We start from the raw sequence: 26,617 nt of genomic DNA, 5'->3' as shown, positions 1-26,617 counted from the left end.
CCTCTCCCCATGGGAGAGGGGGCTTGTTAACTTTAACTCATAAACAAGTGCAATATCTAAACACAACAAGGATTAGAATTGCAAATCCTGCCCCTGCATAAAACACACTATTGATACCTCCAAAACTAAAAGCTACAAGCATGAGTAGCGGTCCAAGGGTTTGCCCTAATCCAAAAAATGTGCCGTTGACAGATAAAATTGTGGCTAGATATTGTTTTGGTGCAATCTCGGTTAAACGAGTTTGTATACTAGGAGCACCAATTCCCAAGCCAATACCAAAAATTGTCGTAGGAATTAAGAGTAACCAAATATTTGATACTAGGGGAACAATCAACAGAGCTAAAGCATATAAAATGAAAGATGTTCTAATCAAGGTTGTAGAGTGATACTTTCTCGACAACCTTCCTAATTGTGATGATGTAATTGTAATAGCAACGGAAACACTAGATAGTAATAATCCAATTGTTGCTGCAGGCGCTTTAAATGTCTGACTAATTAGTTGAGGTAGATAAGTTACATAAGCCCCGTAGAGAAGAACAAAGTTAGCAGCACTACCAATAAATAACCCAGCTAATTTTCGATTTTGTAAAGCTTGTAGAGCATGTTTCAAATACTCTTTTAAGTTTCTTTCTCCCTGGGGTTCTGGATTTTTTAACGCAAATAATACTATTAATCCAATTGGAATTGCAACTATAGGTAATAGAAAGGGGTAGTACCAACCAAAAGTTGCTAGCAAACCACCGACTGTGGGGTAAAGCGCTGTACCAATACTAGTGACGCTAGCATTGTAACCCATTGCTGTTGTGCGTCTACCTGCTGCGTATAAATCACCAATTAAGGTAATACTGAGAGATAGCAAAGAAGCTGCGCCTATTCCTTGTAGAAACCGTAGTAAAAGCAAAAGGTTAAAATCACGAGCTAATGCACAAGCCGTACCTGCAAGACCAAATAAAAACAGAGAAGGAACAATAATTTTTTTCCTACCCATGCGATCGGCTAGGACACCAATAAAAGGACCTAGAATAACAGTAGGAAATGTAAATACCGTAACTAATAACCCCAGATTTTTGGGGTCAACGTCTAATTCTAGAGCTAGTTCAGGAAAAGCAGGGGTGACGCTAGCAACTCCAAGAACTGCTATGAGAGAAACTGCACAAATAATTTGAAAATTTGTGTCTAAGAAAAATGGTTTGGGAGATTCTGGTTGGCTGTCTAGGCTGGCTGGTTGCATGAATTTGTTTTCTAAAATATAAAGAGATTTAGTGGTGGATAGTGACCACTCATTAATTTACCAAATAGAGCGCTATTTGACTTCTCCCACCGCTTGAAGCGGTGGGATTCATGCGTAGAACCGCACAGGCTGAGTCAAGCAACCCCTACCTATCTGACTGAGGTCTAGCCCCAATCTCGTAGCTACTTTAACTAGTATGTTTGCGCTTCCGTTTAAATCAGCGTTGCACTTTATACCTTTTTTGGAAGTATACTCACCACGCTTTGTTCTTTTACCAGAAAACTTGTACCCTTCGGGTCTTTCACCAAATGCAGGTACTAAATCTCCATCTAAAAAACTAGCGCGAGAGGTGTACGCTTCCTCAGTTTCTACATAGTTGATACCGTACTGTTGGCACAACTGCTCAATTCTTTTTCTTAACTTAGCCGTAGGAATTTGAACAAAGTTCTGATTGTTTCTTCTCCCTATTAATGTTGTAATTTTCAGATGAATAGACCACAGTGGCGTGGGCGTCCTCGCCCGCCCTGTCGTCTAGTACGGGCGGGGACGCCCATTCCACAAGAGCACAGTGTGGTTATCCGATCCCAACCTAATTTACGTGAATATACTAGTTGTGTCAGAGAATCTAAATTTACCGACGGGTTTCATAAGGAATTCGACCATCTTCTTCAGCAGCTTCTAACTGTTGAGACGAACGGCGTGGCCCAATACGATCGCGAATCTTGCCAATTACGATATAAAGAATTGGCACAATAAACAGACTTAAAAAAGTAGAGACTAACGTCCCACCAACGATCGCTGTACCGAGAGATCGCCTACTAGCCGCCCCTGCTCCTTCTGGAAATAGCAATGGCCAAATACCTAAAATAAAAGCAAATGTTGTCATGAGAATAGGTCGCAGACGTTGTTCTGATGCTTTTATGGCTGCTTTGGTAACTGAATACCCCTCATAGCGTAGTTGGTTAGCAAACTCCACAATCAAAATGGCGTTCTTACTTGCCAAACCAATTAACATCACCAGACCTACTTGGCAGTATATATCATTTGACAAACCACGTAGGGATTGTGCTGCTAGCGCTCCTAGAACAGCTAGAGGAACTGAAAGCATGATAATCAACGGATCGATGTAGTTCTCATACTGAGCAGCTAGTACCAAGAAGACGAAGACAATTCCCAAGCCAAAAATTAGGGGCGCTTGACCACCAGACTCTAGCTCTTCGACCGCAATCCCTGACCATTCATAGCCCAGAGTTTGTGGTAGCACTCGCTTTGCTAGTTGTTCCATTGTTCTAATTGCTTGTCCAGAACTAAAACCAGGAGCTGCACCGCCATTGATTTCAATTGACCTAAACAAGTTGTAGTGGTTAATTGTTTGCGCCCCAGTGGTTGGAATGATTTTCACCAAACTACTTAGGGAAACCATTTGACCGTTGGCTGGGTTATTGGCTTGAGTGTTGGTTTGAGTGTTGACTTGAGTGTTGGCTTGATTGCTAGCAGAACGGACATACAAACGACCGATATCTTCAGGGTTGGAGCGAAACTCAGCGTCAGCTTGAACATAAACTCGATAAGTCCGGCGGAGATAGTTAAAGTCGTTAACGTAGCGAGAACCCAAGTAACTTTGTAGAGTGTTAAAGATATCATCTACATCGACCTGCAGAGCCTTGGCTTTGTTGCGGTCTACTTCAATCAAATATTGAGGCGTACTTGCAGCATAAGTGCTGAATACAGCTTGCAATCCTGGTGTTTGATTTCCCTGTTGGATTAACTGACCCATATATTGCAACATAGTATCCAAACCACTATTACCGCCTCTATCTTGTAGCTGAAATTGAAAGCCTGCAAAACTACCTAAACCCCGAATAGCTGGTGGGTTAACTGGCAAAACTCTTGAGTCTGTAATTGCTGATAGTTTCCCCATCAAATTGCCGATAATTGCCTGTACTGACTGCTCCGGCTGGCGGCGCTCATCCCAAGGCTTAAGGGTAGTAAAAATAACACCGTTATTTGCCGTACTGCCACTAAAACTAAAGCCACCGACAGCAAAAGTTCCCACAACTTCAGGCAATTTGAGAATTTCTTCTTCTACCTGGCGCATGACTTTGCTGGTGTAGTTGAGCGAAACCCCTTCTGGTCCTTGGATAATAGTGATGAAATAACCTTGGTCTTCATCAGGGAGAAATGCTGTTGGTACGCGGGTGTAAAACCAGCCTGTAAACACTAAAGACGCAACAAACAGCAATATTACAACTGCACTAATGCGATTGAGAGCTATGAGCGATCGCTCGTACTGTCTGCGTGTCCAATCAATAAAGTTATTGAACCGCGTAAACACCCAGCCTATCCAACCACCTGGTTTTTGTCCGCGACGTAGCAGGAGGGCTGAGAGGGTAGGCGTCAAGATGATAGCAAGAGAGGTTGAAATCCCTACTGCAAAAGCAATTGTCAGTGCAAATTGTCGATAAATCTCTCCTGTAGAGCCGGGGAAAAAGGCTACTGGAACAAACACCGCCATGAGTACCAAGGAAGAAGCAACCACTGCTCCGAACAGTTCACGCATTGCTTCGGAGGCTGCTTGAAACGGTGTCATCTCTTCTTCTTCAAGCAAGCGAGTGATGTTCTCAACTACGACGATCGCATCATCAACTGTTAAACCTGTGGCTAATGTCAAACCAAATAAGGTCAGGGTATTGATGGAGAATCCAAAAACCTTAATGATTGCAAAGGTACCAATCAATGTTAAGGGAATAACAACTGCAGGAATTATAGTGGTGCGCCAGTCTTGTAAGAAAATGAAAATCACGAGGATGACAAGACCAACTGCTTCAAGAAGGCTTTGGACGACTTCTGCTAGCGACTCTTCGACAAATAAAGTAGTATCAAATGCGACCTGATATTTTAAACCGGGCGGAAACTGGGGTCTGATTCGCTCTATTTCTGCTTTCACTGCCTTAGCAACTTCCAAGGCATTACTTCCGGGAGTGGAAAATATCCCAATTCCCACTCCTTCTTGACCTCTAAATCTCAGAAAAGAGTTGTAATTTTCTGCTCCTAGTTCTGCTCGACCCACATCTTTAAGCTTAACGAGTGTAGCATCCTGTCCTGTTTGAACAATCATCTCGTTAAATTCTGATGGTTCCCTGAGCCTGCTGAGGGCTTGTAGGTCTATTTGGAACAACTGGTCTTCAGAAGACGGCTGCTGACCGATTTGCCCTGCACCCACCTGGATATTTTGTTCTTCGAGGGCATCAATCACATCTTGAGCAGTGAGGTTGCGACTGGCGAGGCGATTTGGGTCAAGCCATATACGCATAGCATAACGACGTTCACCAAATATCCGCGCTTCACTCACACCGTTAATTCTTCTCAGAGCATCTACTATATAGAGGTCGGCGTAGTTACTTAAAAAGACATTGTTGTAAGCGTTTTTATCGCTGTATAACCCTATTGCTAAAAGAATGTCGGTAGATTGTTTGCTAACAGTGACCCCTGTTCGCTGTACTAGTTCTGGCAGTTGCGGTTCAGCCAACGATACCCGATTTTGCACATCGACTGCTGCAATATCTTTATTGCGCGATGGGTCAAATGTAACCGTAATTGTGCTGGTGCCATTGTTACTGCTACTTGAGGTCATATATCTCATACCATCGACCCCGTTGATCTGCCTTTCTAAAACAGTAGTGACTGTGTTTTCTACAACTTCAGCACTAGCACCGACGTAGTTAGCTGTCACGTTGATTTGAACTGGACTAATTTCTGGATATTGCGCTGTGGGTAGTGTGGGAATACTAATTGCTCCTACCAGCAAAACAATAATGGCGCAAACGCTGGTGAAGACAGGTCGCTTGATGAAGAAGTCAACGAACATAAGTATTGGGGAATGGTTAGTGGTTAGTGGTTAGTAGTTAGTGGTTAGTGGTTAGTTAAAACTGCCACTTTATGGGCGCAAGGCATTGCGCCCCTACTAACTACTAACTACTAACCTTTGATGACTATGATTCAGGAATAATGGGTGCTCCATCTCTGAGGTTGAGTAGCCCTGAGACAATGATTCTGTCTCCTGGCTGTAATCCTTCAAGAACTTGGTAATTATTACCTTTGATGTTGCCCAACTTCACGCGCTTTTGCCGAGCAACAAGTTGAAATTCCCCCTCTTGAGCAGATTGAGGGGATGGTGACGGTGGTGGTGTTTGAGCTACATAGACAAAGGTTTCTCCTGCGACTCGAGTCACTGCTGTTGTTGGCACTAAAACTCCAGGGCGCTGGTTCCAGATAACTCTGGCGCGTGCAAATTGGTCTGCCCTAAGTTGATTTCTATTGTTGTCATAGAGCGCTTTAATGAGTAACGCTTGGGTATTGTTATTCACACTAGGTGAAATGAAAAATACACGACTCATTCCTAAGTTTTTGCCTTGTGCGTCCATCACCTCCACTGGTGTTCCCTTACGTAATTGCGATCCCCGCTCACTTGGCACAAAAATGTTTAATTCTAAAGGTTGGTTTTGAGTAATGGTAGCGAGTTGTGTAGATGTATTGACAAAATCACCCACTTTAACTGGTATATCTCCAACTGTGCCAGGAAAAGGAGCAGTGATTTTGTAGTACTGAAGTTGAACTTGCTGTTGATTGATATTTGCTTGGGCTTGCTTTAAGGATTTTTCTGCTTGGATGATGCTAGCTTCCTGGGCTTTTATCCGCGCTTCTGTTGCACGGAGTTGTGCCTGTGCTGTTTCTAACCTGTTTGCATATTGGTCTCGGACTTGTCGGGATTCTGCTCCTTCTGCAGCTAACCGAGCATACCGATCGTATTCTCGCTGGTTCAATTTCACATCAGATAGGTTCGATAGCCGCTCTGCTTGTAGGGATTGAAGAGTTGCACGCACATTTTCCATTTGCGATCGCGCCACCTCTGCTGCTGCTGCAACACCACTCACAGATGCTTGTTGCTCTCTAGCATCTACTTGGATGATTGGGTCTCCTACTGCTACTGTATCTCCCGACCTAACATATATCTGAGCGACTTGACCCTGAACTCTTGGTTGGAGATTCACCGACCGACGCGATTCCAGGTTAGCAACAAATTCTGAACTGTCCTCTATGATACCTGTTTGCACCGTAGATATCTTAACTCTCACCCCTGGCGGCTGAGCGCTAGCAGGTGAAGGTTGTTGTTGTCCGGGGGCAAGGAAACGCCAAAGTGCATAGCCTCCCCCCGCCAGTACTGCTAGGGCTATCAACAACCAAAGCCACCGTCGCTGTCTGCGGGGTGGCTCTTCTGAGGTTCGCTCTGGAAGATTATCTTCAAAATGAGTTTGAGGCTCAGGGAATTTCATGACTTACAGGCACCTAAGGAGAAACTAACTGGAAGCTAATAGGATATTTATCCTAATATAAAAAATTTATTGCTTTTGGACGAGGCTATACAGATAAACTATAATATGGTAGCCCACCTAAATATACTTGCTTCCCTCCAGTTCTCTTATCTATCCAAAGAAGAATGCTATTGCTAGCTTACATAAAAAGTTAGCCTGCTGTCTTTTCAGTTCTTGCGGAAGTTATTCTAATCTTGCTCCTACCCCATACCTCCTACCCCCTACACCCTAATAATCTCACAATCAATGCTGTCCAACCCGTTTCTTCTACTGAGCATTTATAGGAAAACTCTGTCTGAGGATACTTGTATAAGGCTTTTAAGTAGGAGTGGGTTGGGGTTGAGTCTAGATAAAAGTAGTACTCTTTAACATCTTCCCCATGATTTCCCTCACTATTAGTTAAGCCAAAAAGACGCTCTTTAAGAATTTTGAACCAAGTTGGAACCGCGAACAAGCGATCGCTAATTTACAACAAAACAAAACCGCTTATCCAAATAAACGAGTTGAGGGTATCTTAGATGGTAAAAAAGTCGGCTACGAGTTGTTCTGGGATGGCGTGCGTGTAGGATTTGAACCAAATTGGAATCACGAACAAGCGATCGCTAATTTACAACAAAACAAAACCGCTTATCCAAACAAAAAAGTAAAAGCATTATTAAATGGCGATCTCCTTTATTTACCTAGCATGCCTAGGAGTTCAAAGAGTTAGCCTATTCTAGTGATGGTCAGCAATTTTTTGCCAGGATTGCTTACCTAATGCGGAATTGTACCAACAAACGATGCAAAATCGTCATAATTATTGCGAGAGGAAGCATCAAAACTGGAATAATTTCCAAGCTAAAACGAGTTGCTAAAGTACCAACAGCAGAAGGAATAGTTGCTGCACCCAAACTAGCAATGCTTGTCATAAATCCAATTGCTGCTGGAACGATACCTGGTGGTACTCGCTGCGGCATTAACCATATTGTTAGCGGAAATATGGGGGCAAGTGCAAAGCCAATTATTGGTAAACTCAGTAATTGATTTGGTAGTAACCACCAAGCAACTAAACCAAGTCCAAGCAGTAGCAAGGAACTATCAAGAGTACGAACAGCACCTAACCGATTAACGATACGTCCTGTCACCGCACGTCCTACGGTAAGCCCTACCCAGTAGCCACTGACACTGTAACCTGCAAGCAACTTTGGTGTGCCACGGCTGAGACTTTGTACGCTATAAGCCCAGTTTCCAACTGAAACTTCCGTACCTACATAAATAAGTAAGAACATTGCAGCTAGAAATACGATAGGAGTTGTAAGGGCTACACGTAGATTGGCGATCGCATTCGTTTCCGTCACTTGTACGCGCTTATTCAAAGGTTTGTAGTCGTACACAACTGCCCAAAGCATTGCTGCTACCATTATTCCAACAAAAGTTGCAAAAACTAGGTAAATACCTCTCCATTGCACGTTCAATGCCAGGAGTGTGGTAGCTATTGCTGGACCTAACAAAGCTCCGATACCATAAAATGCATGTAGCAACCCCATTAAGTCAGCCTGCTGTTGTTCGCTAGCAATGTAGCTATTAATGCCAGCATCAATTAGACCGATTCCCAGACCGAGGAATGTGCCTGTAGCAACCATCAACCACCAATAAGGACTGAGAGCATAAGTCACAAGGGCGCAGGTGAGAACAGTGGATGCTAGCAGTAACATTCGCGCCATTCCCATACTGCTACTCAAGATACTGCTTGCTAACGCTGCAAAAATATAACCTGTGACTTGGCTTAAGAAAAGTAGGGAGATACTAGCAGAAGTCAAGTTGTATGTTTCTTGAATGGAGGGTATTAAGACGCCTAAACCTCCTTCCGCAATACCAATTGCTATAAAAGCATAGAAAGAGAGAGCGATCGCAATTCGCATTTGGCTACATTATTTGAGAGCACAATGATAGCATGGTAACAATTGGATCGCTACACAAACAATTAGCTATTAATTACAGCCAGGAAAGAGACTCACTGACCGAAATAAGGAAGAAGGAAGAGGAAAGAAGGAAGAGGGAAGAGGGAATTTCTCTTCCTTCTTCCAAACAAGGTACAAGCCCCTCAATTTATTGATGGAAAAATCAAGATTTTTGCCATTTCAAATCCCCTCAATTTATTGATGGGGATACAACTTCGGTCTTCCTTCTTTTTTCTTCCTTCGTTAATTTCATATACAGGCAAGATCCTTTGACTTTTAGCGCTTGCTAATATAAAATCACTTGCTTTCTCACTAATTATGTAGATTGGTGTGACAATCAAAGTAACTAGGAACGTGCGGGAAGACTGAAGCATCTACGATCCGCAAATTGCGCGTACCATGAACGCGGAATTCACTATCCACCACAGCCATTGGGTCATTCAATTGACCTTTCTCGGTCCGGGTTCTGGTCCATCGGGTGGAGCCTGCGGATCGGCACGATAAAGATGAGCGCCCTCAAGGTACTATACACCAATTGCATCCTTACCACGGAAAAGTACGCGAGTTACTAAGGTATTGGTTTTAACAATCAAATTATTTGGCAGCGCGGCAGCGGTCTCTCTAATGATTTCGCGTACACCATTTCGGCGACCATTGCGAGTTGCTTGCGGGACGTTATAGAATCCTTCGGTATCCTTTAAATTAACGCTTGGTACAGAGTGATAAGTTTTTCTTCAAGTTATTCGTGCTTGTCTACAAATACATGGCGGGTACTTTCATAAAGACTAGTACTTACGATCGCTGGACGCCATCAACACTACTGCTACAGTCGAGAATTACTTTTTGGTTTTTGTCACCATTTCTATATGTCTCATAGATTTTCCAGAGTACAATGGGAAAAAATAGGATATTTTCATCAAACGAATTAGGGAAAATACTTAGAAAGTAGGAAAAAGTCAGTAGAACTTACAAACTGTAAAAACCCTCACCACATCTGAATTATCTAATTTTTTATCTTGCAATTTTATCTTTTTGACTCCTATTTTTTCCTATAGACAATTGAAATTATCTTCAATATTTTAGAGACATGAAAATTTGAGGTTGAGTCACAAAGCAGGTTTCAATTCTCTAACTTAGATAAAGAGGCTTACAGAGACGACAACTATACAAGCGAGGATTTATTTGTTTGACAAGGGTTTCCTTGTATCCTAATAGCAGATTTATTTATAGGACTTACGCAAAACCCCCCCAATTTATCGGGGGTTGGGGAGATCTGCAACACGTGAAAACCCCTGAATATCGTTGACGTTGCGTAAGTCCTGATTTATAACGTGAAGACCGTGTTAGTGGTTTAATTAAGATAGTTTGAATTTTGTTGGTCCGTGTTGAAGAAAGATTGTTCATCACTTTATGAGTAGAGGTAGAGATGCGAGATTTAAGCAGCAGGTGTTGGTTGTGGGGACTTTTGTTAACAAGTATTTTTTGTTTATTTGGGATAGGCTCAGCTTCAGCTAGAGCAGTTGATGAAGTCTTGGTACCGCCGTCGCCCTTTAAAGGATTCAACGGTATTAATTTTGATCCAAAAGGACAACTGTATGTAGGAAGCGTGATACAGCAGACTACATATCGAGTTAATCCCGTGACGGGAGAATACGAGGTATTTCTTGATCGCCCCTTTGGTCAGGCTGATGATTTCTTATTTACTCCAAACAATCAATTTTTTTACACGGCTTTACTGAGTGGTGAGGTGAGAAACTTTGACCCGCAGACAGGTAACTTCAAAACTCTAGCTTCGGGTATCAGTGGCATTGATGCGATCGCACAAAATGCTGAGGATCGCATCTTCGTCGCTCAAAGTTTGAGTTTGCAAAACACGGGGCTTTACGAACTTGACCCAACAGGAGCAACTCCTCCACGCTTGATTCTCAATCTACCGGGATTGAATGCTTTCGAGTTTGGTGCTGATGGGCTTTTGTACAGTCCCCTTCAATTTACAGGGGAGATTGTCAGAATTAATGTGGATACTGGCACTGTAGAACGGGTAGCTTCAGGTTTGGTGAGTCCCATTGCCATTAAATTTAATTCAAAGGGCGAGCTATTTGCCTTAGATAGTGCAACGGGTCAAGTTCTCTATGTGAACACAATAACCGGACAAACTCAGGAGAAAGCAAGGTTGCAACCGGGACTTGACAATCTTGCTTTTGGTTCTAACGATTTATTGTACGCAACCAACTTTGTGGATAGCGATATTAATGAAGTCAATACGGAAACTGGTAAAGTTCGTCCTGTTATCAAGAGTTCTGGAGTAACTTTCCCTGGTGGAATTGCTGCTTACGGTAACTCTCTATATATTGCTGATGCCTATTCCTATCGAATTTTAGATCGTCTAAGCGGACGCATACTAAAGACAGTACGGAGCATCGTAACGCCCCTTCAATTCCCCCTTACTGTTTCTATTAATGACCAAAACGCAACTACCAGCAGTTGGTTTTTAGGAGTCGTGCAGCGACTCAATCGGGAAACGGGGGAAGTATTGGATACCTATACGGGTTTTAGCGTACCCTATGATGCGGTTGAGCTTGCAGACAACAGTATCGTAGTTGCTGATTGTGCCAGAGGTCAACTCATACAGATTTTGGACAAAGTCGGTAGCAATAGACGTACAGTGGTAGAGGGTTTGGGTTGCCCGACGGGTTTGGCAAAAGTGGACGACTCTACTGTTTTGGTCACGGAATTTCTCAGTAATCAACTCTCGCGAATCAATTTAGCAACTGGAGAACGTCAAGTCATCGCAACGAATTTATCTTCTCCAGAGGGTGTTGCTTACCATTCCAGTGGTATTGCAGTGGTTGCTGAAGTTGGTACTCAAAGTCTTAAAGCAATTAATATCAATACGGGCAAAAGTTTTATTTTAAAGAAGAATTTGCCTATTGGCTTTGAGGGTCCCCCAGACGGAACCCCACCTTACGGGCTGACAGGAGTTGCTATAGCAGGTGACACAGTGTACGTAACAGGAGATAGAGATAATTCTGTTCGCACCGTTAAACTTAAAAAATTTTTATAGAAGACAGGACTTACGCAACTTCAATGGTTTAACACATCTGGGTTGTATGCGATCGAACAGCGTCCTAGAACAACATTTTTAAGCAATATCACTGCTTCATTAGAAAATATGCAGAACATTATTAATTTTCATCAGGACTTCAACAGATTCGTGGAAGATAGCTGTCGTATTCTTCCAGGAATGCAGTTGCCAATCTCACCTCTCCAATATGTCTTGCGGGAGAAGCTTGTTAATCAAGATGGTCTTTGGTTAGAGTTTGGTGTTGCTAGCGGACATACCCTCAATCTTATCTGTGAGTATCGGTTACAAGGAACTGTTTATGGATTTGACAGTTTTGAGGGATTACCATCTGATTGGCGTCCTGGATTACCTAAAGGCGCTTTTAAGCAACCAGGATTACCCCAGGTAAAAAGCAATGCGACTCTCATAAAAGGTCTTTTTGAAGATACTATTCCTCAATTTATCGCTGCTCACACCCAGGAGTATATATCTTTGTTGCACGTTGATTGCGATCTTTATTCATCAACTAAAACTATCTTCAGGTATTTAGGAGAAAAACTCACAGAAGGTTCAATAATCGTTTTCGACGAGCTGATTGGATATCCTGGATTTGAAGAACATGAGTTAAAGGCGTTTTACGAATTTGCTCTGGCTTCAAAGAAACAATTTCAATGGATTGGAATCAATGGAACTCAAGAAACGCAAGAACTATCTGAATACGCCCAATACGGATCGATGGGTGAACCCTGGTATACTCAAAATGTTCCACTTAAAGAGCGTGTTGCTGTCAGAGTCCTTTCTTAGAACCCAGATTCCGCACTCTCAACTGTCACATGGGATGATTCGCGCTTAGGATTACTATTTTTTACAAAACATACGAGGTTCAATTTGTACAGTGCATAAGTCCTAGTTGTGATGCATGGGTTCAAGACCTTGTGTAGTTTTGTAAATAATAGAATCTTGTCAGTGTAAAACTTACGATACTAAAAGACTGAACAAACTAGTGCTCTCCTGAATTAACTAGGGCTTGCTGAAAAAGAAAAAAAGGAGACAGTCTCTAAATTCTCAGACTATAGAAGTATATTCAGGTGCAAGAGAGGAGGGTAGAATAGCCAAAAATGCTTGCATCACTGCGAGCGGCAGCATCAAGTATGCTGTTAGTAACCATGTACCGAAAACAGGGACAAACTTCAATCCCAACTGAAAACTTTGAACTCCCGTTCGAGGGCAAGTTATCAGAAGATAATCGTTGGGTAATGATGGCTGCTTTCATTCCTTGGACAGAATTTGAAGAAGAATATTCTTCATTTTTCTCAGTAGAGATGGGAGCACCTGCCAAATCTTTTCGGATGGCATTAGGGGCATTAATAATCAAAGAAAAGTTGGGGATAAGCGATAGAGAAACAGTAGAGCAAATTAAAGAAAATCCTTATCTACAGTACTTTATAGGAATGTCATATTATAGTAATGAAGCTCCATTTGATGCATCAATGTTGGTACATTTTCGGGAAAGAATTAGTGTGGAGCTTGTTAACAAAGTGAATCAAGAAATGGTGAAGAAGATGCTAGAAGCAACATCTTCTAAACTATCTGAAAAAAAAACAGAATCACCAGAAGAAGAAGGTGAGACACCCAAAAATCGGGGAAAATTAATAATAGATGCAACTTGTGCTCCGGGTGATATCAGCTATCCGACAGATTTAGAGCTACTCAATCAAGCAAGAAAACAGACAGAGAAAATTATAGACTTACTTTACGAACAGACTTTGGGTCAATTAGAGAAAAAACCAAGAACCTATAGAGAGAGGGCTAGAAAGGATTATCTAGCAGTCGCTAAAAAACGTCGCGTTTCCCAAAAAGACAGGAGAAAAGCAATTAGAAAACAACTTCAATATATCAAAAGAAACTTATCTCATATTGAACAGCTAATTATTTCAGGAGCCTCTCTGGAAGATTTAAGTCACAGACAATATAAGATGTTGCTTGTAGTTGCAGAAGTCTACCGTCAACAACTCTGGTTGTATGAAAATAAAAAACAGAGTATTGACGACCGCATTGTCAGTTTAACCCAACCACATATCCGTCCAATTGTCCGAGGGAAAGCTGGTAAATCGGTAGAATTTGGGGCAAAATTGTCTGCTAGTTGCTTTGAAGGATATATATTTTTAGACCATATAAGTTGGGATAATTTTAATGAATCAGGAGACTTAAAAGCTCAAGTAGAAGCCTTTAAAAATTACACAGGGTACTATCCAGAATCTGTTCATGTTGATAAAATTTATCGCACAAGAGAGAACCGAGCTTGGTGTAAAGAAAGAGGTATTATAATGAGCGGACCTCCTTTAGGAAGACCCCCAGCTAATGTTAGTAAAGAAAAAAAGAAACAAGATTTAGAATCTGAGAGAATTCGTAATTGTATTGAGGGAAAATTTGGACAGGGGAAAAGAAGATTTAGCCTCAATCGCGTGATGACGAAACTTGCTCATACTTCTGAAACTGCAATTGCTATTACTTTTTTAGTGATGAATCTTTCTACTCAGCTCTCGCGGCTATTTTATGCTTTTTTATGTCTATTTTTTAAAACTACACCTTTTTCCCCATTTACTATTATTGAAAATAATCAGTCCTTAAATCATAGATAGCATCTGCTTATATTAGACCCTTGTTGAGTAACTAATCAATTCTTATCTTGCTGTTTTCTGACTTTTTCAGCAAGCCCTAACTATGCCTCGCTTTCATAGCTTGTGAGTGTTTACCCTCACAAGCAATTGAATAATTCATAAACAGGCAAACTTATATTTGGTAGACCATCGGCTATCGAGTCACGCAAAAGATATAGCTTATTTATCCATCGGTGTGAAGGTTGATGTTGGACCGAAGTTGGAATTCCTTCATGTGGCTTCATATAGGGGTTTAAAACCCCATCCCCTTAGGGTTGCTCGTTTTTATCTTGAGGTCTGAATCCCCATCTCACGCACAAAACTTCTTCCTTCCTTCTTTCTTCTTTCTTCTTCCTTCGTTCAATCAAACTACCTTGCAGTATAGCTGGGTAAGGAGGTTTTTATTAAACAAAATTTGGCATTAGTCGCATAAAGGTAAACGCGATTATTTTTAACTGTAAACAGTACAGACCCGATCGCTGTCTTTCATCCCTTATACCATGTAGCCTGGTGTGCGGTTGGTTTCCAAAGGTAAATCTCTGTTTTTAACGCTCTTTGTCCAAATATTTCCCTTCTTAACAAGAACTTGACAAAAAATCGTTTTTAAAGATCCCCATATAATTTAGCAAAAAGTTGCTCTTCTTTAAATATAAAATACGAATTAAGTAGCTAGGCAGAAATCAACCAAACTATATTACAAAATGTAAATTTGCCAGCAATCCTGATACCGAACAAAGGGAATTAATTATGAACTTATCACAAGCTTACTTAGAATGGGAACAACAGACCGAATTGAGGGGAGTGGAGATCGGCAAGGAGCAGGAGCGACGTGAAATTGTGGAAAACTTACTTTTAGCGCGGTTTGGGGAGTTAGATTCACAGTTAGCAGCCATTATTCCGCCTATCTTGAATTTACCTGCTACTGAATATGCGAGTTTGCTCTTGCAGTTTTCGAGCTGGTCATGCGAAGAGCTACTGGCACGATTTGAGTAGTTAGATTTCAACTCATTCTAATACAAACAAAGTTCGCCTGATGTCTTATGATGAATCACAACCAGTTAATAATAGGAATCGATAGTAGTACAACTGCCTGTAAAGCGATCGCTTGGAACAAAGAAGGAAAATCTATAGCCGAAGGAAGAGCACAATATCCGTTATTACAGCCGCAAGCAAATTGGTACGAGCAGGATGCAGCCCAATGGTGGCAAAGCACTTGTAATGCTATCAAGCAATTGCTTCTGCAAGTAGATAAAAAACGGGTAGAGGCAGTTTGTATTACCCATCAACGGGAAACTTTTGTACCTGTAGATCGTGAAGGTAAAGCAGTTCGCAATGCCATTGTCTGGATGGACAAACGCAGCCGTCAGCAAGTGAATTTTTTGGCAAAGAAAATCGGCGCAGAAAAAATTAACCAACTAACGGGTAAACCAAATGCGATGACTCCTTCCATTACCAAAATTATTTGGCTTACCCAGCACGAACCAGAAACTATTACCCGCACCTACAAATTCTTAGACGTTCATGGCTACTTAGTATACCATTTGACTAACAATTTCCGCACTAGTTTAGCTTCTGCTGACCCAATGGGAGTCATGGATATGCAAGCTAATACTTGGGCAGATGATTTACTCACCTGTTTGGGACTACAACAAGGACAATTTTCCTCCTTAGTACAACCAGGTTCGATAATTGGCTATGTCAATGAAAGTGCAGCAGCAGCGACAGGATTGCCTTCCGGTTTACCCGTAATTGCTGGTGCTGGAGATGGTCAGTGTGCGGGTTTGGGTGCAAATGCTGTTGGCAATAACCGCGCCTATCTAAACTTAGGCACTGCGATCGTCAGTGGTATCCAAAGCAGTGATTATCTAGTCAATCCAGCCTTCCGTACTATGTATGCGCCCATGCCAAAATCTTATTTTCTGGAAACCGTGTTATTGGGCGGTGTATTCACGATCAATTGGTTTATAGAAAAATTTGCCCGTGACTTGCGCGATTCTAATTTAAACCTCAGTCCGGAAGAAATTCTGGAAACAGCGGCGGCAAAATTACCTCCAGGTTCAGATGGGTTGATGTTAGTACCTTACTGGAATTATGTCATGAATCCTTATTGGGATGCCAGCGCCTCTGGTATTACTATTGGTTGGACGGGAACACATGGACGGGAACATCTTTATCGGGCAATTCTGGAAGGGATTGCTTTTGAACAAAGACTTGTAGGGGATGCAGTCATGGCAGCAATGGATCGAAGGTTCAGCGAATATGTAGTTATGGGTGGTGGTAGTCAAAGCAATCTTTGGTGCCAAATTGTTGCTGATATTACGGATGTACCAGTAGTACGTTCTACGACTACCGAAGCCACTTGTTTGGGAGCGGGTATTCTCGCATCCGTTGCAGTGGGGTGGTATCCCGATCTTCATATTGCTGCTGAATCAATGACGGGTATGGGGTCACGTTTTACACCAAATTCCCAAAACCAAGCTGTTTACGAAAAACTGTATACTGAAGTCTATAAACCATTATTTCCTACCTTGCAGTCATTAGTGCAGCGATTAACTGATTTAACTCAAGTTGAGCAATAACTAGTTAGGGATTGGAGGCTTTCATGGTGAAAATTTTAATTTTAGGCGCAGGCGTGATGGGAACAGCCTTAAGTGTACCTCTCACTGATAACGGACATATCGTTAATTTAGTTGGTACGCACCTAGACGGTGATATTATTGCCAAGTTACAAGCGGGCTTTCCCCATCCCCGTTTGGGTATCCAGGTAGCAGAAAGTGTTACAGCTTATAGCTATGACCAATTGAGTCAAGCCATACAAGGTGTAGACTTGGTTGTCATTGGCGTTAATTCTCACGGTATAAAATGGGCGGCTCTTGCTCTCAGTTCAGTATTGTCAGCAGATATTCCCATATTAATGGTTACGAAGGGATTGGCAGGTGATGGCGAAAAACTATCAATTTTGCCTGATGTTATATGCGCTAATTTGCCAAATACTATTAGCGATCGCATCCAAATTGCAGCTATTGGCGGTCCTTCCATTGCCCAAGAATTAGCAGTCCGCCGCCATACTTGCGTGATGTTTACCAGTACAAATCAAGCTTTGTTGTCACACTTGGCAGAGTTAGCGCGGACTCCTTACTATCACATTTGGACAAGTACCGATACAATCGGCACTGAAGTGTGTGTCGCTCTGAAAAATGTCTACGCCCTTGCTGTTGGCTTAGTTATCGGCTTTTTGGAAAAAGCAGGTAAAGCTGTCAATGATGCAGAAATGCACAATTTGGCTGCGGCTATCTTTGCTCAAGGTATGTGGGAGACAGCTTACTTGGTAAACAAGATGGGAGGTAAACCCGAAAGCGTTTACACTCTTCCCGGTTCCGGAGATCTGTACGTTACCTGTCAGGGTGGACGTAACAGCCGTATGGGTCGTTTGCTAGGTTTGGGTATCCCCTACAGCCAAGCGAAAGCTGAATATATGCCAAATGATACTGTTGAAGGTGCTTCCTTAGCTTTAGCAATTGGGCAAACGGTAGAAAATATGCTCCACAAAGGTGATTTGGATGATATCGCCCTACCTTTATTACGCACCATGATCGACATAGTCTGTCATGATGCTCCGGCAATTATTCCTTGGGATAGGTTCTTTGCTACTGGCGCTGCGAAAACACCATTACAAACTTATCGATTAATGATTAAATAGATAGGTGAACTAACAGCGCTCGTTTTTAGATAAATATTAGGGGGATTCTGTACCTATAAGGTCTTCTCAATCCTCTTAGAAGATGGTGTTTGCTGTCTTCTTGCCCCTATAACAGACAGTTAGTCTGTGCCTATTTTTGACCAGAACCAATCTGGCGACCGAACTTGTACGTCTCGACCCTAATCGATCCTCTGGTCTTTCAGGGTAGGGATGGTGCAAGCATCGATACTTATGTGCTCAGATTTTAACACACTTCCACAACTTTAGTTTAGTCTAAATTGGAGTGCGGAATGTGGGTTAGATAGGATATAATCGCAAGCGCTTGGAACAGTTAAGCGGCGCACTATGTGTATGAACCCTTCCGCACCAATTGGCGTTTTTGACTCTGGGGTAGGTGGCTTGTCGGTGTTACGTGCTATTCGCACGGAGCTACCCCACGAACACTTGTGCTATATAGCAGACTCCGGTCACGTTCCATATGGCACCAAAACGCCAGAGTATCTCCAACAGCGTGCGCTGGAGCTTACCCGTTTTCTGCTTGTACAGGGTGCAAAGGCACTGGTGATTGCTTGCAACACTGCAACTGTTGCCGCAGTGGCAAACCTCCGCGCAACGTTTTCCGTACCTATTATTGCGGTAGAGCCTGCTGTGAAGCCAGCAGTAGCGTTAACTAAAACGGGTATCGTGGGTGTACTTGCAACTGCTGCGACGTCCGCGAGTGCTCAGTTTGAATCATTGCGAAAACGCTTTGGAGCAAGCGTTACGATCCTTACACAAGCGTGTCCGCAACTTGTTACGCAAGTCGAGGCTGGTGACCTCACCAGTCCGATGACGCGTATATTGATTGAGCAGTATACGGCACCACTGTTGACGGCTGGCGCAGATACACTTGTGCTAGGCTGCACGCATTATCCCTTCCTCGGTCCACTCATTGACGATGTAGTGGGACCTAGTGTGACCATAATCGATACGGGCGTGGCTGTCACGCGTCAGCTGTCGCGGGTACTTGCAGCGCAGAATCTATTGAATGTAGATCTGATACCTGGTAGTGAGCATTTTTGGACGAGTGGTAAGATGCAGACAACGCAAGGTGTCATTTCTACTCTATGGGGTCACGCAGTAACCGTGCAACGGCTGCCTCAAACGGTTGCGTGAATGCCTAGTGTCATTGCACCCGTGTTGCGATAGATTTTACCGTAGGCAACTAAAAACAAATCGGGGTTGACAGAAAGATGCATATATGCGTTACTTCCCTACAGGTTATTTGAGGTAATAAAGCAAGTATTATGATTATAGGTGATAGTTGCTTCTTGCTCATGCCCTCTTTAACAGATACTTTTAGCCTTCAATTTTCCGATTCGCGCATCCTAATTGTGGAAGATGACCCAGTGATGCGTTTGGGTTTAGAGCATCTTTTGGAAGAATATCCTCAATTGCAAATTATCGGTCAAGTGGAGGATGGTTACTCTGGCATTGAGGCAGCGCTTGAACTTAAGCCAGATTTGGTGATTATGGATATTGGTTTGCCGGAGCTGGATGGCATTGCTGCTACTCAGAAAATTAAAGCTAGCTTGCCAATGGTACGGGTAATGATGCTCACTTCGCATAAATCAGAACAGGAAATTATTGCGGCTCTATCAAGCGGGGCAGATGGATATTGTGTGAAAGGCTTAGGATTAGAAAAGTTGGTGATGGCGATCGCCTGCATTCAAGATGGAGCCGCCTATCTCGATCCTCAAATTGCTCAGTGCGTCGTTAAACACCTACAGCCCGCCGTTCGTGCTAAAGCAGCGAATCCACTAAGTGAAAGAGAGCGTATGGTGCTAGAGCTAATTGTTGAAGGGCACAGTAACCCCGAAATTGCACTAATGCTGCACATTAGCCTCAGCACCGTAAAAGTCCATATCCGCAGCATTATGAGCAAGTTAGCAGTTGATGACCGGGTACAAGTAGCTGTTGCGGCGCTAAGATCGGGTTGGGTCTAAGGGCAAGGTGAACCAAAACGTCGATCCTTCGCCCACACAACTAACAAGGCTAATTTTACCACCATGCGCCTCAACAATTTGCTTGCAAAGATACAGCCCTAATCCTAATCCCGGCGTGTACCGTGCCTTTGTCCCACGTGCGTAGAGTTCAAATAAGTGCTGGCATTGCTCTGGAGCAATACCGATGCCGCTATCTCGTACCATACAGAGCAGCATTGGAGCTTGAGGCTGAACGAGTTGTTTCACGCTTTCCACTCCGTTGTGTTCCCATACTCTTACCTGCTTGCAGATCTGCCCAGATTCTACCACATTCGCATCCAACGTTAGCTGAATTCCATGAGGATTGTGCTTGAGTGCATTCCCGATGAGGTTACTAAATAGGGCTTGCTGAAAAAGAAAAAAAGGAGACAGTCTCTAAATTCTCAGACTATAGAAGTATATTCAGGTGCAAGAGAGGAGGGTAGAATAGCCAAAAATGCTTGCATCACTGCGAGCGGCAGCATCAAGTATGCTGTTAGTAACCATGTACCGAAAACAGGGACAAACTTCAATCCCAACTGAAAACTTTGAACTCCCGTTCGAGGGCAAGTTATCAGAAGATAATCGTTGGGTAATGATGGCTGCTTTCATTCCTTGGACAGAATTTGAAGAAGAATATTCTTCATTTTTCTCAGTAGAGATGGGAGCACCTGCCAAATCTTTTCGGATGGCATTAGGGGCATTAATAATCAAAGAAAAGTTGGGGATAAGCGATAGAGAAACAGTAGAGCAAATTAAAGAAAATCCTTATCTACAGTACTTTATAGGAATGTCATATTATAGTAATGAAGCTCCATTTGATGCATCAATGTTGGTACATTTTCGGGAAAGAATTAGTGTGGAGCTTGTTAACAAAGTGAATCAAGAAATGGTGAAGAAGATGCTAGAAGCAACATCTTCTAAACTATCTGAAAAAAAAACAGAATCACCAGAAGAAGAAGGTGAGACACCCAAAAATCGGGGAAAATTAATAATAGATGCAACTTGTGCTCCGGGTGATATCAGCTATCCGACAGATTTAGAGCTACTCAATCAAGCAAGAAAACAGACAGAGAAAATTATAGACTTACTTTACGAACAGACTTTGGGTCAATTAGAGAAAAAACCAAGAACCTATAGAGAGAGGGCTAGAAAGGATTATCTAGCAGTCGCTAAAAAACGTCGCGTTTCCCAAAAAGACAGGAGAAAAGCAATTAGAAAACAACTTCAATATATCAAAAGAAACTTATCTCATATTGAACAGCTAATTATTTCAGGAGCCTCTCTGGAAGATTTAAGTCACAGACAATATAAGATGTTGCTTGTAGTTGCAGAAGTCTACCGTCAACAACTCTGGTTGTATGAAAATAAAAAACAGAGTATTGACGACCGCATTGTCAGTTTAACCCAACCACATATCCGTCCAATTGTCCGAGGGAAAGCTGGTAAATCGGTAGAATTTGGGGCAAAATTGTCTGCTAGTTGCTTTGAAGGATATATATTTTTAGACCATATAAGTTGGGATAATTTTAATGAATCAGGAGACTTAAAAGCTCAAGTAGAAGCCTTTAAAAATTACACAGGGTACTATCCAGAATCTGTTCATGTTGATAAAATTTATCGCACAAGAGAGAACCGAGCTTGGTGTAAAGAAAGAGGTATTATAATGAGCGGACCTCCTTTAGGAAGACCCCCAGCTAATGTTAGTAAAGAAAAAAAGAAACAAGATTTAGAATCTGAGAGAATTCGTAATTGTATTGAGGGAAAATTTGGACAGGGGAAAAGAAGATTTAGCCTCAATCGCGTGATGACGAAACTTGCTCATACTTCTGAAACTGCAATTGCTATTACTTTTTTAGTGATGAATCTTTCTACTCAGCTCTCGCGGCTATTTTATGCTTTTTTATGTCTATTTTTTAAAACTACACCTTTTTCCCCATTTACTATTATTGAAAATAATCAGTCCTTAAATCATAGATAGCATCTGCTTATATTAGACCCTTGTTGAGTAACTAATCAATTCTTATCTTGCTGTTTTCTGACTTTTTCAGCAAGCCCTAAATACCCGCCAAAGCTGGTTTGCATCGGCGTTCACAATAGGGAGATCGTCCGTGATGTGATTAATGAGTTGAATGCGTTTTTTGGTTAAACTGTGGCTTAAATCGATTAAGACTGAATCTACCAACGGCTTTAGTCGAGTTGGTTGACAATGGAGAATAATACCTTGTGTTTCAGCAGTGTAAGCTTCGAGAAGAGAATTAATCAAGGCAAGCTGGTGATTGCTCCCTTGCAGTAACCGTTCGATTGTCGATCGCTTTATTACAAGCTTATCATCTTCATTTGTAGCTTTATCCAACAAGCTTTTCAACACGATTGAGCTACCAACAACTGGAGTCTGTAAATCATGCGACACAGAATGCAGAAATATCCGTAGTTGGCGATTAGCTTCAAACTCTGAGCGTTTCAAGCGTTCGTATAGGTATACTGATAGAATGCTGACCGAGCAAGCGCAAGCGAGTTGGATAATAATTTCCCCTGAGTAAAGATCGTAGATCTTCGCGTACTCAAGGGTAGCCACGCCAGTTATGGGATAGAAAATCGCATAATAGGCAATGGATAGGGCTTGATAGATGAGATGTAACCTCCAATGCACTGGAACCAGAATTGCAATAATGAGAAATAACAGGGGGTTTGGTGTTTCAGGAAGACTGAAGAAAGTGAAAATAATATGTACAAGATTGCTCAAGGAACAGGCAAAAAGCAGAAATAGTGCTTCAGGATACCGTCGTCCCCAGGTCGTTTTTTGCCCAATCAAACAAGCCAATATCAAGACATTAGCGACTACATAGTAGACTATAGATGCCCCTCTCCATTGAGCGGCGATCCCTGCATCTCCATAGGAATTGAGGGCAATTGCTCTTAATCTCTCAAACTCAAACAAAACAGAATGAAGACCATCAGCCGATACGATCAAATGCCAAAATAACGCTAGCCATAGTCCCAGACGTAACCGCTTTTGTAAAAATTGATGTTTCCAGGTCAAGTAGTCTGTCGATTCTTGAGGTGACTTAAAGCGTGCCAGCCAATATTGAGCAGATCGACTTAGCCAGTTCCAAATCACTTGAATAAATTGCGACCATTGAGCTAACCAGAGCGATTGTCGCATAAATTTTAGGGATATTCAACTCCACGATGCTACACCATAATCTTCAGATTTGAAATTGACCGATCGGATAGGTGTAAAACTCGCCGAATAGCCAGTCTACACGGTCGATGTTTGTCAAAGGGAATAACAGCTAAAGTTTGAATGTCGGGATTCAATCTTTTGTGTTGGGATTGGATTTGCACCCTTGAAGTTTTTTGGAGTTGAATACGATCATATGCTAAGTGCTGATACGGCTACTTGGACAGTCCCAGACACTGTTGGGTTGAACCATCCCCAGATTTTTTTTACTGTAGGGGCAGATCTTCTAGACTTGGAATCTCATTCTGCTGAATTAGCCCTTCATTCTCTCTCTGGAGACTATAGTCACGATATTTTACTGAACAAAAGTGGAAACGACATATTGATAGGGGGAGATGCCCACGATCTACTCAGGGGAGGCGACGGTGATGACTATCTCCATGGGGGAGCGGGTTGCGATTTCCTCAGAGGTGGCTCTGGACAGGATTGGCTTATTGGTGGTAGTGCAAAGGATTTGTTGGTAGGCGATCGCGGCAATGACCTGTTATTTGGGCAAGCCGGAGACGATCTAATTTTTGGGAATCAGGGTAATGATTCTTTAGACGGAGGTACTGGGTGCGATCGCTTATTAGCAGGTGATGGTAGTGACATCCTGATTGATCGTGACGGTGGCGACATCTTCAGCGGCGGGCATGATAGCGATCAGTTTTGCATTGGTGAGGGTACTATGGGCGCAACTCAAATTAAAGACTTTCAAATTGGGATTGACTCGATTAAATTTCTCAAACTTGGGGTGACATTTGACCAACTCAGCTTTTGCGAGAACGATTTTGGTACCAGCATTTTCTACCAGGGACAACAACTAGCAGTACTGCACGGTGTCAACTCAGACGATCTAACGCCCAGAGATTTTCTGTTCGGAGATGCGAGCTTGATGGAGGATTTACAAATCGCCTTGGATCGGGTTAGCGAACAAGAAAGTCCCGGTGCAACACTTGCAGTTGTAACGCCTGACGGCTTTGTTTGGACGGGTGCAGGCGGAGTCGGTAATTTAAAAAACCAAACTCCCATGCAAACGAGCGATCGCCTGGATGTGGCGAGTGTGACCAAGCCGATGGTATCGGCGATCGTACTCCAACTAATGCAAGAAGGTCAGTTAAGTCTGGACAACTCCCTTAGCCAGTGGCTGCCCGAGGTTAGCAGTCATATTGAAAACAGCGAAACTATCACCCTACGTAATTTGCTGAACCACAGTAGTGGTATTCCTGATTACTTGGGTGAGTATAACGAGGCTCTTAAGGTCAATCCGACACAAAGTGGTAGCCCCCAAGAGTTTCTGAAGTACATCGACGGAAAGCCGACCAATTTTCAACCCGGAGACGGCTTTAGCTATAGCAATACGAATTATGTTCTGCTGGGATTGGTGGTAGAAGCCGTGACAGGTGAAAGCCTTGCCAGCCAACTCCGAGAACGCATTTTTGAGCCACTAAGTATGAACGATTCTTTTTATGCTCCACAGGAGGTTGTACCAGGAAGCTTCCAGCCCGGATATACTACCTTTTTCTCAACAGATGGTACCCTGGAAATTTCTTCTGTTTCTCCCACAGCACGGGGCTTCGGAGATGGCGGCGTAGTTTCTACGGCTGCTGATTTGTCTCGCTTTATCCAAGCTCTAGTCAATGGGGAGTTGCTGGCACCCACCACCTTCAAGCAGATGGTGCAAGACCGCTACCCAGGTTCAGATCCGCAGGCTAACTTTAACTATGGTCTTGGACTTCAACAAATCAAGCTGACAGAGGATATCGAACTGTGGGGGCATACTGGCGGTACAGATGGGAGTACCACACAAATGTTCTACTCTCCAAATCAACAATTTACGGCAGTGACAATGAATAACATCAGTTTTAGAGATGGCGTTGGTCTCCAGTTCGGGAATGAGGTAGTTGAAGCGATCCTTAGCTTTGAAGAACGATGAACTAACCTGATGCAAGAGCAGACTCCCAAGGTATATCTACTCCCTTCGGTGCTATAAGATTACTGATCTGCTTTTCCTCTTTCTTTGCGCTCTTTGCGTCTTTGCGGTTCATTTAAATAAGTAATCTTCGGGCGGAAAGGGAGTAAAAGAGGTAAAATGCTGCGAGCTTGGTTACTGACAATTGATATTTTGATTAGAATAGGACTTGTGAAATTGCCTCAGCAAGAGCAATCTGAGAAATTAGATCAACACCATTTTAATCAAAACAAAGAGCAACAACACCGCAACTGAAGATATGGTTGATTAAATCGTTTAAGCTTGATAATATCTGTTCGCAAAGTTCAAAAGTTAGGACGGGCATTTTGCCCGTCCCACAAGAGTTAATTTAGTTTTGTGAGATAGATAGACTATCTCAATCAAACACATTAGCCTAGATCGAAGAGCAAGATTTCCGCACCCACATCTGTGCTAATTTCAAGTTGTTCTTCTCCGCTAATCTGTACCCCATCGCCTGCTCTAAGTTCTTCTCCGTTCAAAGTTGCTACGCCTTGAGCCAATTGCAACCAAGCATAACGATTGGGTTGAACGTGATAGTTAATAACATCACCTGCCTCTAAAATAGATGTGTATAAATCAACATCTTGATAAATAGTCACTGCACCATCACGTCCATCTTTTGCACCAATCAAACGCAACTTTCCACGTTTTTCTTCAATAGGAAAACTTTTTTGTTCGTATCTTGGTTGCAACCCTTGCTTGTTAGGAAGAATCCAAATTTGGAGAAAATGGACTGGCTCTGTTTCAGAAGGATTATATTCGCTGTGCGTAATACCAGTACCAGCGCTCATGATTTGCGCTTCACCCGGAAGTATGATTGAGCCATTTCCCAAACTATCTTTATGCTCTACCGCTCCCTCCAAAACATAGGTCAGGATTTCCATATCTTTGTGTCCGTGGGTTGGGAAACCTGCACCGGGAACGACGCGATCGTCATTAATCACTCTCAGAGAACGAAAGCCCATGCGGTTTGGATCGTAAAAACCACCAAAAGAAAATGTGTGACGGCTATCCAACCAACCTGTTTTGCTTTGACCCCGTGCGTTGCGATCGTGAATAAGGTGTGTTTTAGAATTGACAGCCATAAGTTTTTCCTCCGCTTAAAAATTCACAATTAATGTTTGCAAGTTTCTTGAAACATCAAGTATTACAAATAGTCTTCTTGCAACTCTTTTTTAACTATCTTAATCTTAGACTATGTATATTTAAAATGAAAAGTACGCACTTTAAAGTGCCGTACTTACCAAAAAGATACTAAATCATTCAAAATATAGAAAAGGTGGGCAATACCCACCTAGCTTTGTAAAAATGAACCAAATTTTTAGACAAAAAAACTCTCTTTCCTCTGCGCTCTGGTGCGCCCTCTGCGGTTAAAAAGAATTTATTGAACCGCAGAGACACAGAGAGCACAGAGAAATCAAAAATTGGGAA

At 42.5% G+C, this 26,617-nt stretch carries 20 protein-coding genes; 11 read left to right on the top strand and 9 right to left on the bottom strand.

Translation table 11 applies throughout. The features are described 5' to 3' along the window. Positions 1-37: 37 nt before the first annotated feature. The 6 genes from WA1_RS35070 to WA1_RS61930 form a co-directional block, all read right to left on the bottom strand. A complete protein-coding gene (locus WA1_RS35070; protein ID WP_017745972.1) occupies positions 38-1,231 on the bottom strand; it encodes an MFS transporter in 1,194 nt (397 codons plus the stop codon). A gap of 108 nt (positions 1,232-1,339) precedes the next feature. Further along, positions 1,340-1,666, bottom strand: coding sequence for a zinc ribbon domain-containing protein (locus tag WA1_RS35065; protein WP_272819459.1), 327 nt, complete (start codon positions 1,664-1,666; stop codon positions 1,340-1,342). Between the two features lie 196 nt (positions 1,667-1,862). After that, on the bottom strand, positions 1,863-5,099 hold the full coding sequence (locus WA1_RS35060; RefSeq protein WP_017745974.1) for an efflux RND transporter permease subunit: 3,237 nt from the start codon (positions 5,097-5,099) through the stop codon (positions 1,863-1,865). Between the two features lie 124 nt (positions 5,100-5,223). Further along, the gene (locus WA1_RS35055; RefSeq protein ID WP_017745975.1) at positions 5,224-6,564 is read right to left on the bottom strand and encodes an efflux RND transporter periplasmic adaptor subunit; all 1,341 of its coding nucleotides are present in this window, start codon (positions 6,562-6,564) and stop codon (positions 5,224-5,226) included. Positions 6,565-7,352: 788 nt separating this feature from the next. Then, complete coding sequence (locus WA1_RS35050; protein ID WP_017745976.1) at positions 7,353-8,504, bottom strand: MFS transporter; 1,152 nt, start codon at positions 8,502-8,504, stop codon at positions 7,353-7,355. A 351-nt stretch (positions 8,505-8,855) separates the two neighbouring features. Next, positions 8,856-8,975 (bottom strand): GMC oxidoreductase, encoded by a 120-nt coding sequence (locus WA1_RS61930; RefSeq protein ID WP_419183626.1) that lies wholly within the window; start codon positions 8,973-8,975, stop codon positions 8,856-8,858. A 994-nt stretch (positions 8,976-9,969) separates the two neighbouring features. Between WA1_RS61930 and WA1_RS35040 the strand changes: the two genes are divergently transcribed. From WA1_RS35040 to WA1_RS35005, 8 genes are all read left to right on the top strand, one after another. Continuing rightward, positions 9,970-11,607: an NHL repeat-containing protein gene (locus WA1_RS35040; RefSeq protein WP_017745978.1), complete on the top strand. Its 1,638-nt coding sequence runs from the start codon at positions 9,970-9,972 to the stop codon at positions 11,605-11,607. 108 nt (positions 11,608-11,715) lie between these two features. Then, positions 11,716-12,411, top strand: a complete 696-nt coding sequence (locus WA1_RS35035; protein ID WP_017745979.1) for a class I SAM-dependent methyltransferase — start codon at positions 11,716-11,718, stop codon at positions 12,409-12,411. Positions 12,412-12,773: 362 nt separating this feature from the next. Next, complete coding sequence (locus WA1_RS35030) at positions 12,774-14,249, top strand: IS5 family transposase (protein WP_026135401.1); 1,476 nt, start codon at positions 12,774-12,776, stop codon at positions 14,247-14,249. A gap of 765 nt (positions 14,250-15,014) precedes the next feature. Then, complete coding sequence (locus tag WA1_RS35025) at positions 15,015-15,260, top strand: hypothetical protein (protein ID WP_017750172.1); 246 nt, start codon at positions 15,015-15,017, stop codon at positions 15,258-15,260. A gap of 47 nt (positions 15,261-15,307) precedes the next feature. Then, entirely contained in the window at positions 15,308-16,846 is a 1,539-nt protein-coding gene (locus WA1_RS35020) for an FGGY-family carbohydrate kinase (protein WP_148662831.1), read from the top strand. Positions 16,847-16,869: 23 nt separating this feature from the next. Beyond that, on the top strand, positions 16,870-17,967 hold the full coding sequence (locus tag WA1_RS35015; RefSeq protein ID WP_017750174.1) for an NAD(P)H-dependent glycerol-3-phosphate dehydrogenase: 1,098 nt from the start codon (positions 16,870-16,872) through the stop codon (positions 17,965-17,967). A gap of 345 nt (positions 17,968-18,312) precedes the next feature. Then, positions 18,313-19,122, top strand: a complete 810-nt coding sequence (murI, locus tag WA1_RS35010; RefSeq protein ID WP_201789139.1) for a glutamate racemase — start codon at positions 18,313-18,315, stop codon at positions 19,120-19,122. Between the two features lie 161 nt (positions 19,123-19,283). Continuing rightward, positions 19,284-19,952 carry a response regulator gene (locus tag WA1_RS35005; RefSeq protein WP_033336838.1) on the top strand — a complete coding sequence of 223 codons (669 nt, stop codon included), beginning with the start codon at positions 19,284-19,286 and terminating at the stop codon, positions 19,950-19,952. Here the strand turns inward: WA1_RS35005 and WA1_RS35000 are convergent. Next, positions 19,932-20,285: a sensor histidine kinase gene (locus WA1_RS35000; RefSeq protein ID WP_272819458.1), complete on the bottom strand. Its 354-nt coding sequence runs from the start codon at positions 20,283-20,285 to the stop codon at positions 19,932-19,934. The genes WA1_RS35005 and WA1_RS35000 overlap by 21 nt on opposite strands. 190 nt (positions 20,286-20,475) lie before the next feature. On the opposite strand from WA1_RS35000, the gene WA1_RS34995 reads away from it, so the two are divergent. Then, a complete protein-coding gene (locus WA1_RS34995; protein ID WP_026135401.1) occupies positions 20,476-21,951 on the top strand; it encodes an IS5 family transposase in 1,476 nt (491 codons plus the stop codon). A gap of 66 nt (positions 21,952-22,017) precedes the next feature. On the opposite strand, the gene WA1_RS34990 is transcribed toward WA1_RS34995, so the two are convergent. Beyond that, entirely contained in the window at positions 22,018-23,136 is a 1,119-nt protein-coding gene (locus WA1_RS34990; RefSeq protein WP_066613115.1) for a sensor histidine kinase, read from the bottom strand. A gap of 214 nt (positions 23,137-23,350) precedes the next feature. On the opposite strand from WA1_RS34990, the gene WA1_RS34985 reads away from it, so the two are divergent. Next, positions 23,351-25,129, top strand: a complete 1,779-nt coding sequence (locus WA1_RS34985) for a serine hydrolase (RefSeq protein WP_017743376.1) — start codon at positions 23,351-23,353, stop codon at positions 25,127-25,129. A 156-nt stretch (positions 25,130-25,285) separates the two neighbouring features. Beyond that, positions 25,286-25,420 carry a hypothetical protein gene (locus WA1_RS60600; RefSeq protein ID WP_017743378.1) on the top strand — a complete coding sequence of 45 codons (135 nt, stop codon included), beginning with the start codon at positions 25,286-25,288 and terminating at the stop codon, positions 25,418-25,420. Between the two features lie 134 nt (positions 25,421-25,554). Here WA1_RS60600 and WA1_RS34980 read toward each other — a convergent pair whose 3' ends face one another. Beyond that, positions 25,555-26,271 (bottom strand): pirin family protein, encoded by a 717-nt coding sequence (locus WA1_RS34980; RefSeq protein ID WP_017743379.1) that lies wholly within the window; start codon positions 26,269-26,271, stop codon positions 25,555-25,557. Positions 26,272-26,617 lie beyond the last annotated feature (346 nt).

Source organism: Scytonema hofmannii PCC 7110 (assembly GCF_000346485.2).
GTDB classification, from domain to species: domain Bacteria; phylum Cyanobacteriota; class Cyanobacteriia; order Cyanobacteriales; family Nostocaceae; genus Scytonema; species Scytonema hofmannii.
The sequence above is the reverse complement of the archived record's forward strand: the minus strand, read 5'-3'. Positions and strand labels throughout refer to the sequence as shown.

Coding starts and splice junctions, on each gene's coding strand:
- WA1_RS35040 (WP_017745978.1), top strand. CDS start 9,970: ATGCGAGATTTAAGCAGCAGGTGTTGGTTGTGGGGACTTTTGTTAACA.
- WA1_RS35030 (WP_026135401.1), top strand. CDS start 12,774: ATGTACCGAAAACAGGGACAAACTTCAATCCCAACTGAAAACTTTGAA.
- WA1_RS35060 (WP_017745974.1), bottom strand. CDS start 5,099: ATGTTCGTTGACTTCTTCATCAAGCGACCTGTCTTCACCAGCGTTTGC.
- WA1_RS35050 (WP_017745976.1), bottom strand. CDS start 8,504: ATGCGAATTGCGATCGCTCTCTCTTTCTATGCTTTTATAGCAATTGGT.
- WA1_RS34980 (WP_017743379.1), bottom strand. CDS start 26,271: ATGGCTGTCAATTCTAAAACACACCTTATTCACGATCGCAACGCACGG.
- WA1_RS35025 (WP_017750172.1), top strand. CDS start 15,015: ATGAACTTATCACAAGCTTACTTAGAATGGGAACAACAGACCGAATTG.
- WA1_RS35015 (WP_017750174.1), top strand. CDS start 16,870: ATGGTGAAAATTTTAATTTTAGGCGCAGGCGTGATGGGAACAGCCTTA.
- WA1_RS61930 (WP_419183626.1), bottom strand. CDS start 8,975: ATGGCTGTGGTGGATAGTGAATTCCGCGTTCATGGTACGCGCAATTTG.
- WA1_RS35055 (WP_017745975.1), bottom strand. CDS start 6,564: ATGAAATTCCCTGAGCCTCAAACTCATTTTGAAGATAATCTTCCAGAG.
- WA1_RS60600 (WP_017743378.1), top strand. CDS start 25,286: ATGCTGCGAGCTTGGTTACTGACAATTGATATTTTGATTAGAATAGGA.
- WA1_RS34995 (WP_026135401.1), top strand. CDS start 20,476: ATGTACCGAAAACAGGGACAAACTTCAATCCCAACTGAAAACTTTGAA.
- WA1_RS35070 (WP_017745972.1), bottom strand. CDS start 1,231: ATGCAACCAGCCAGCCTAGACAGCCAACCAGAATCTCCCAAACCATTT.
- WA1_RS35035 (WP_017745979.1), top strand. CDS start 11,716: ATGCAGAACATTATTAATTTTCATCAGGACTTCAACAGATTCGTGGAA.
- WA1_RS34990 (WP_066613115.1), bottom strand. CDS start 23,136: ATGCGACAATCGCTCTGGTTAGCTCAATGGTCGCAATTTATTCAAGTG.
- WA1_RS34985 (WP_017743376.1), top strand. CDS start 23,351: ATGCTAAGTGCTGATACGGCTACTTGGACAGTCCCAGACACTGTTGGG.
- murI (WP_201789139.1), top strand. CDS start 18,313: ATGTGTATGAACCCTTCCGCACCAATTGGCGTTTTTGACTCTGGGGTA.
- WA1_RS35005 (WP_033336838.1), top strand. CDS start 19,284: ATGCCCTCTTTAACAGATACTTTTAGCCTTCAATTTTCCGATTCGCGC.
- WA1_RS35020 (WP_148662831.1), top strand. CDS start 15,308: ATGATGAATCACAACCAGTTAATAATAGGAATCGATAGTAGTACAACT.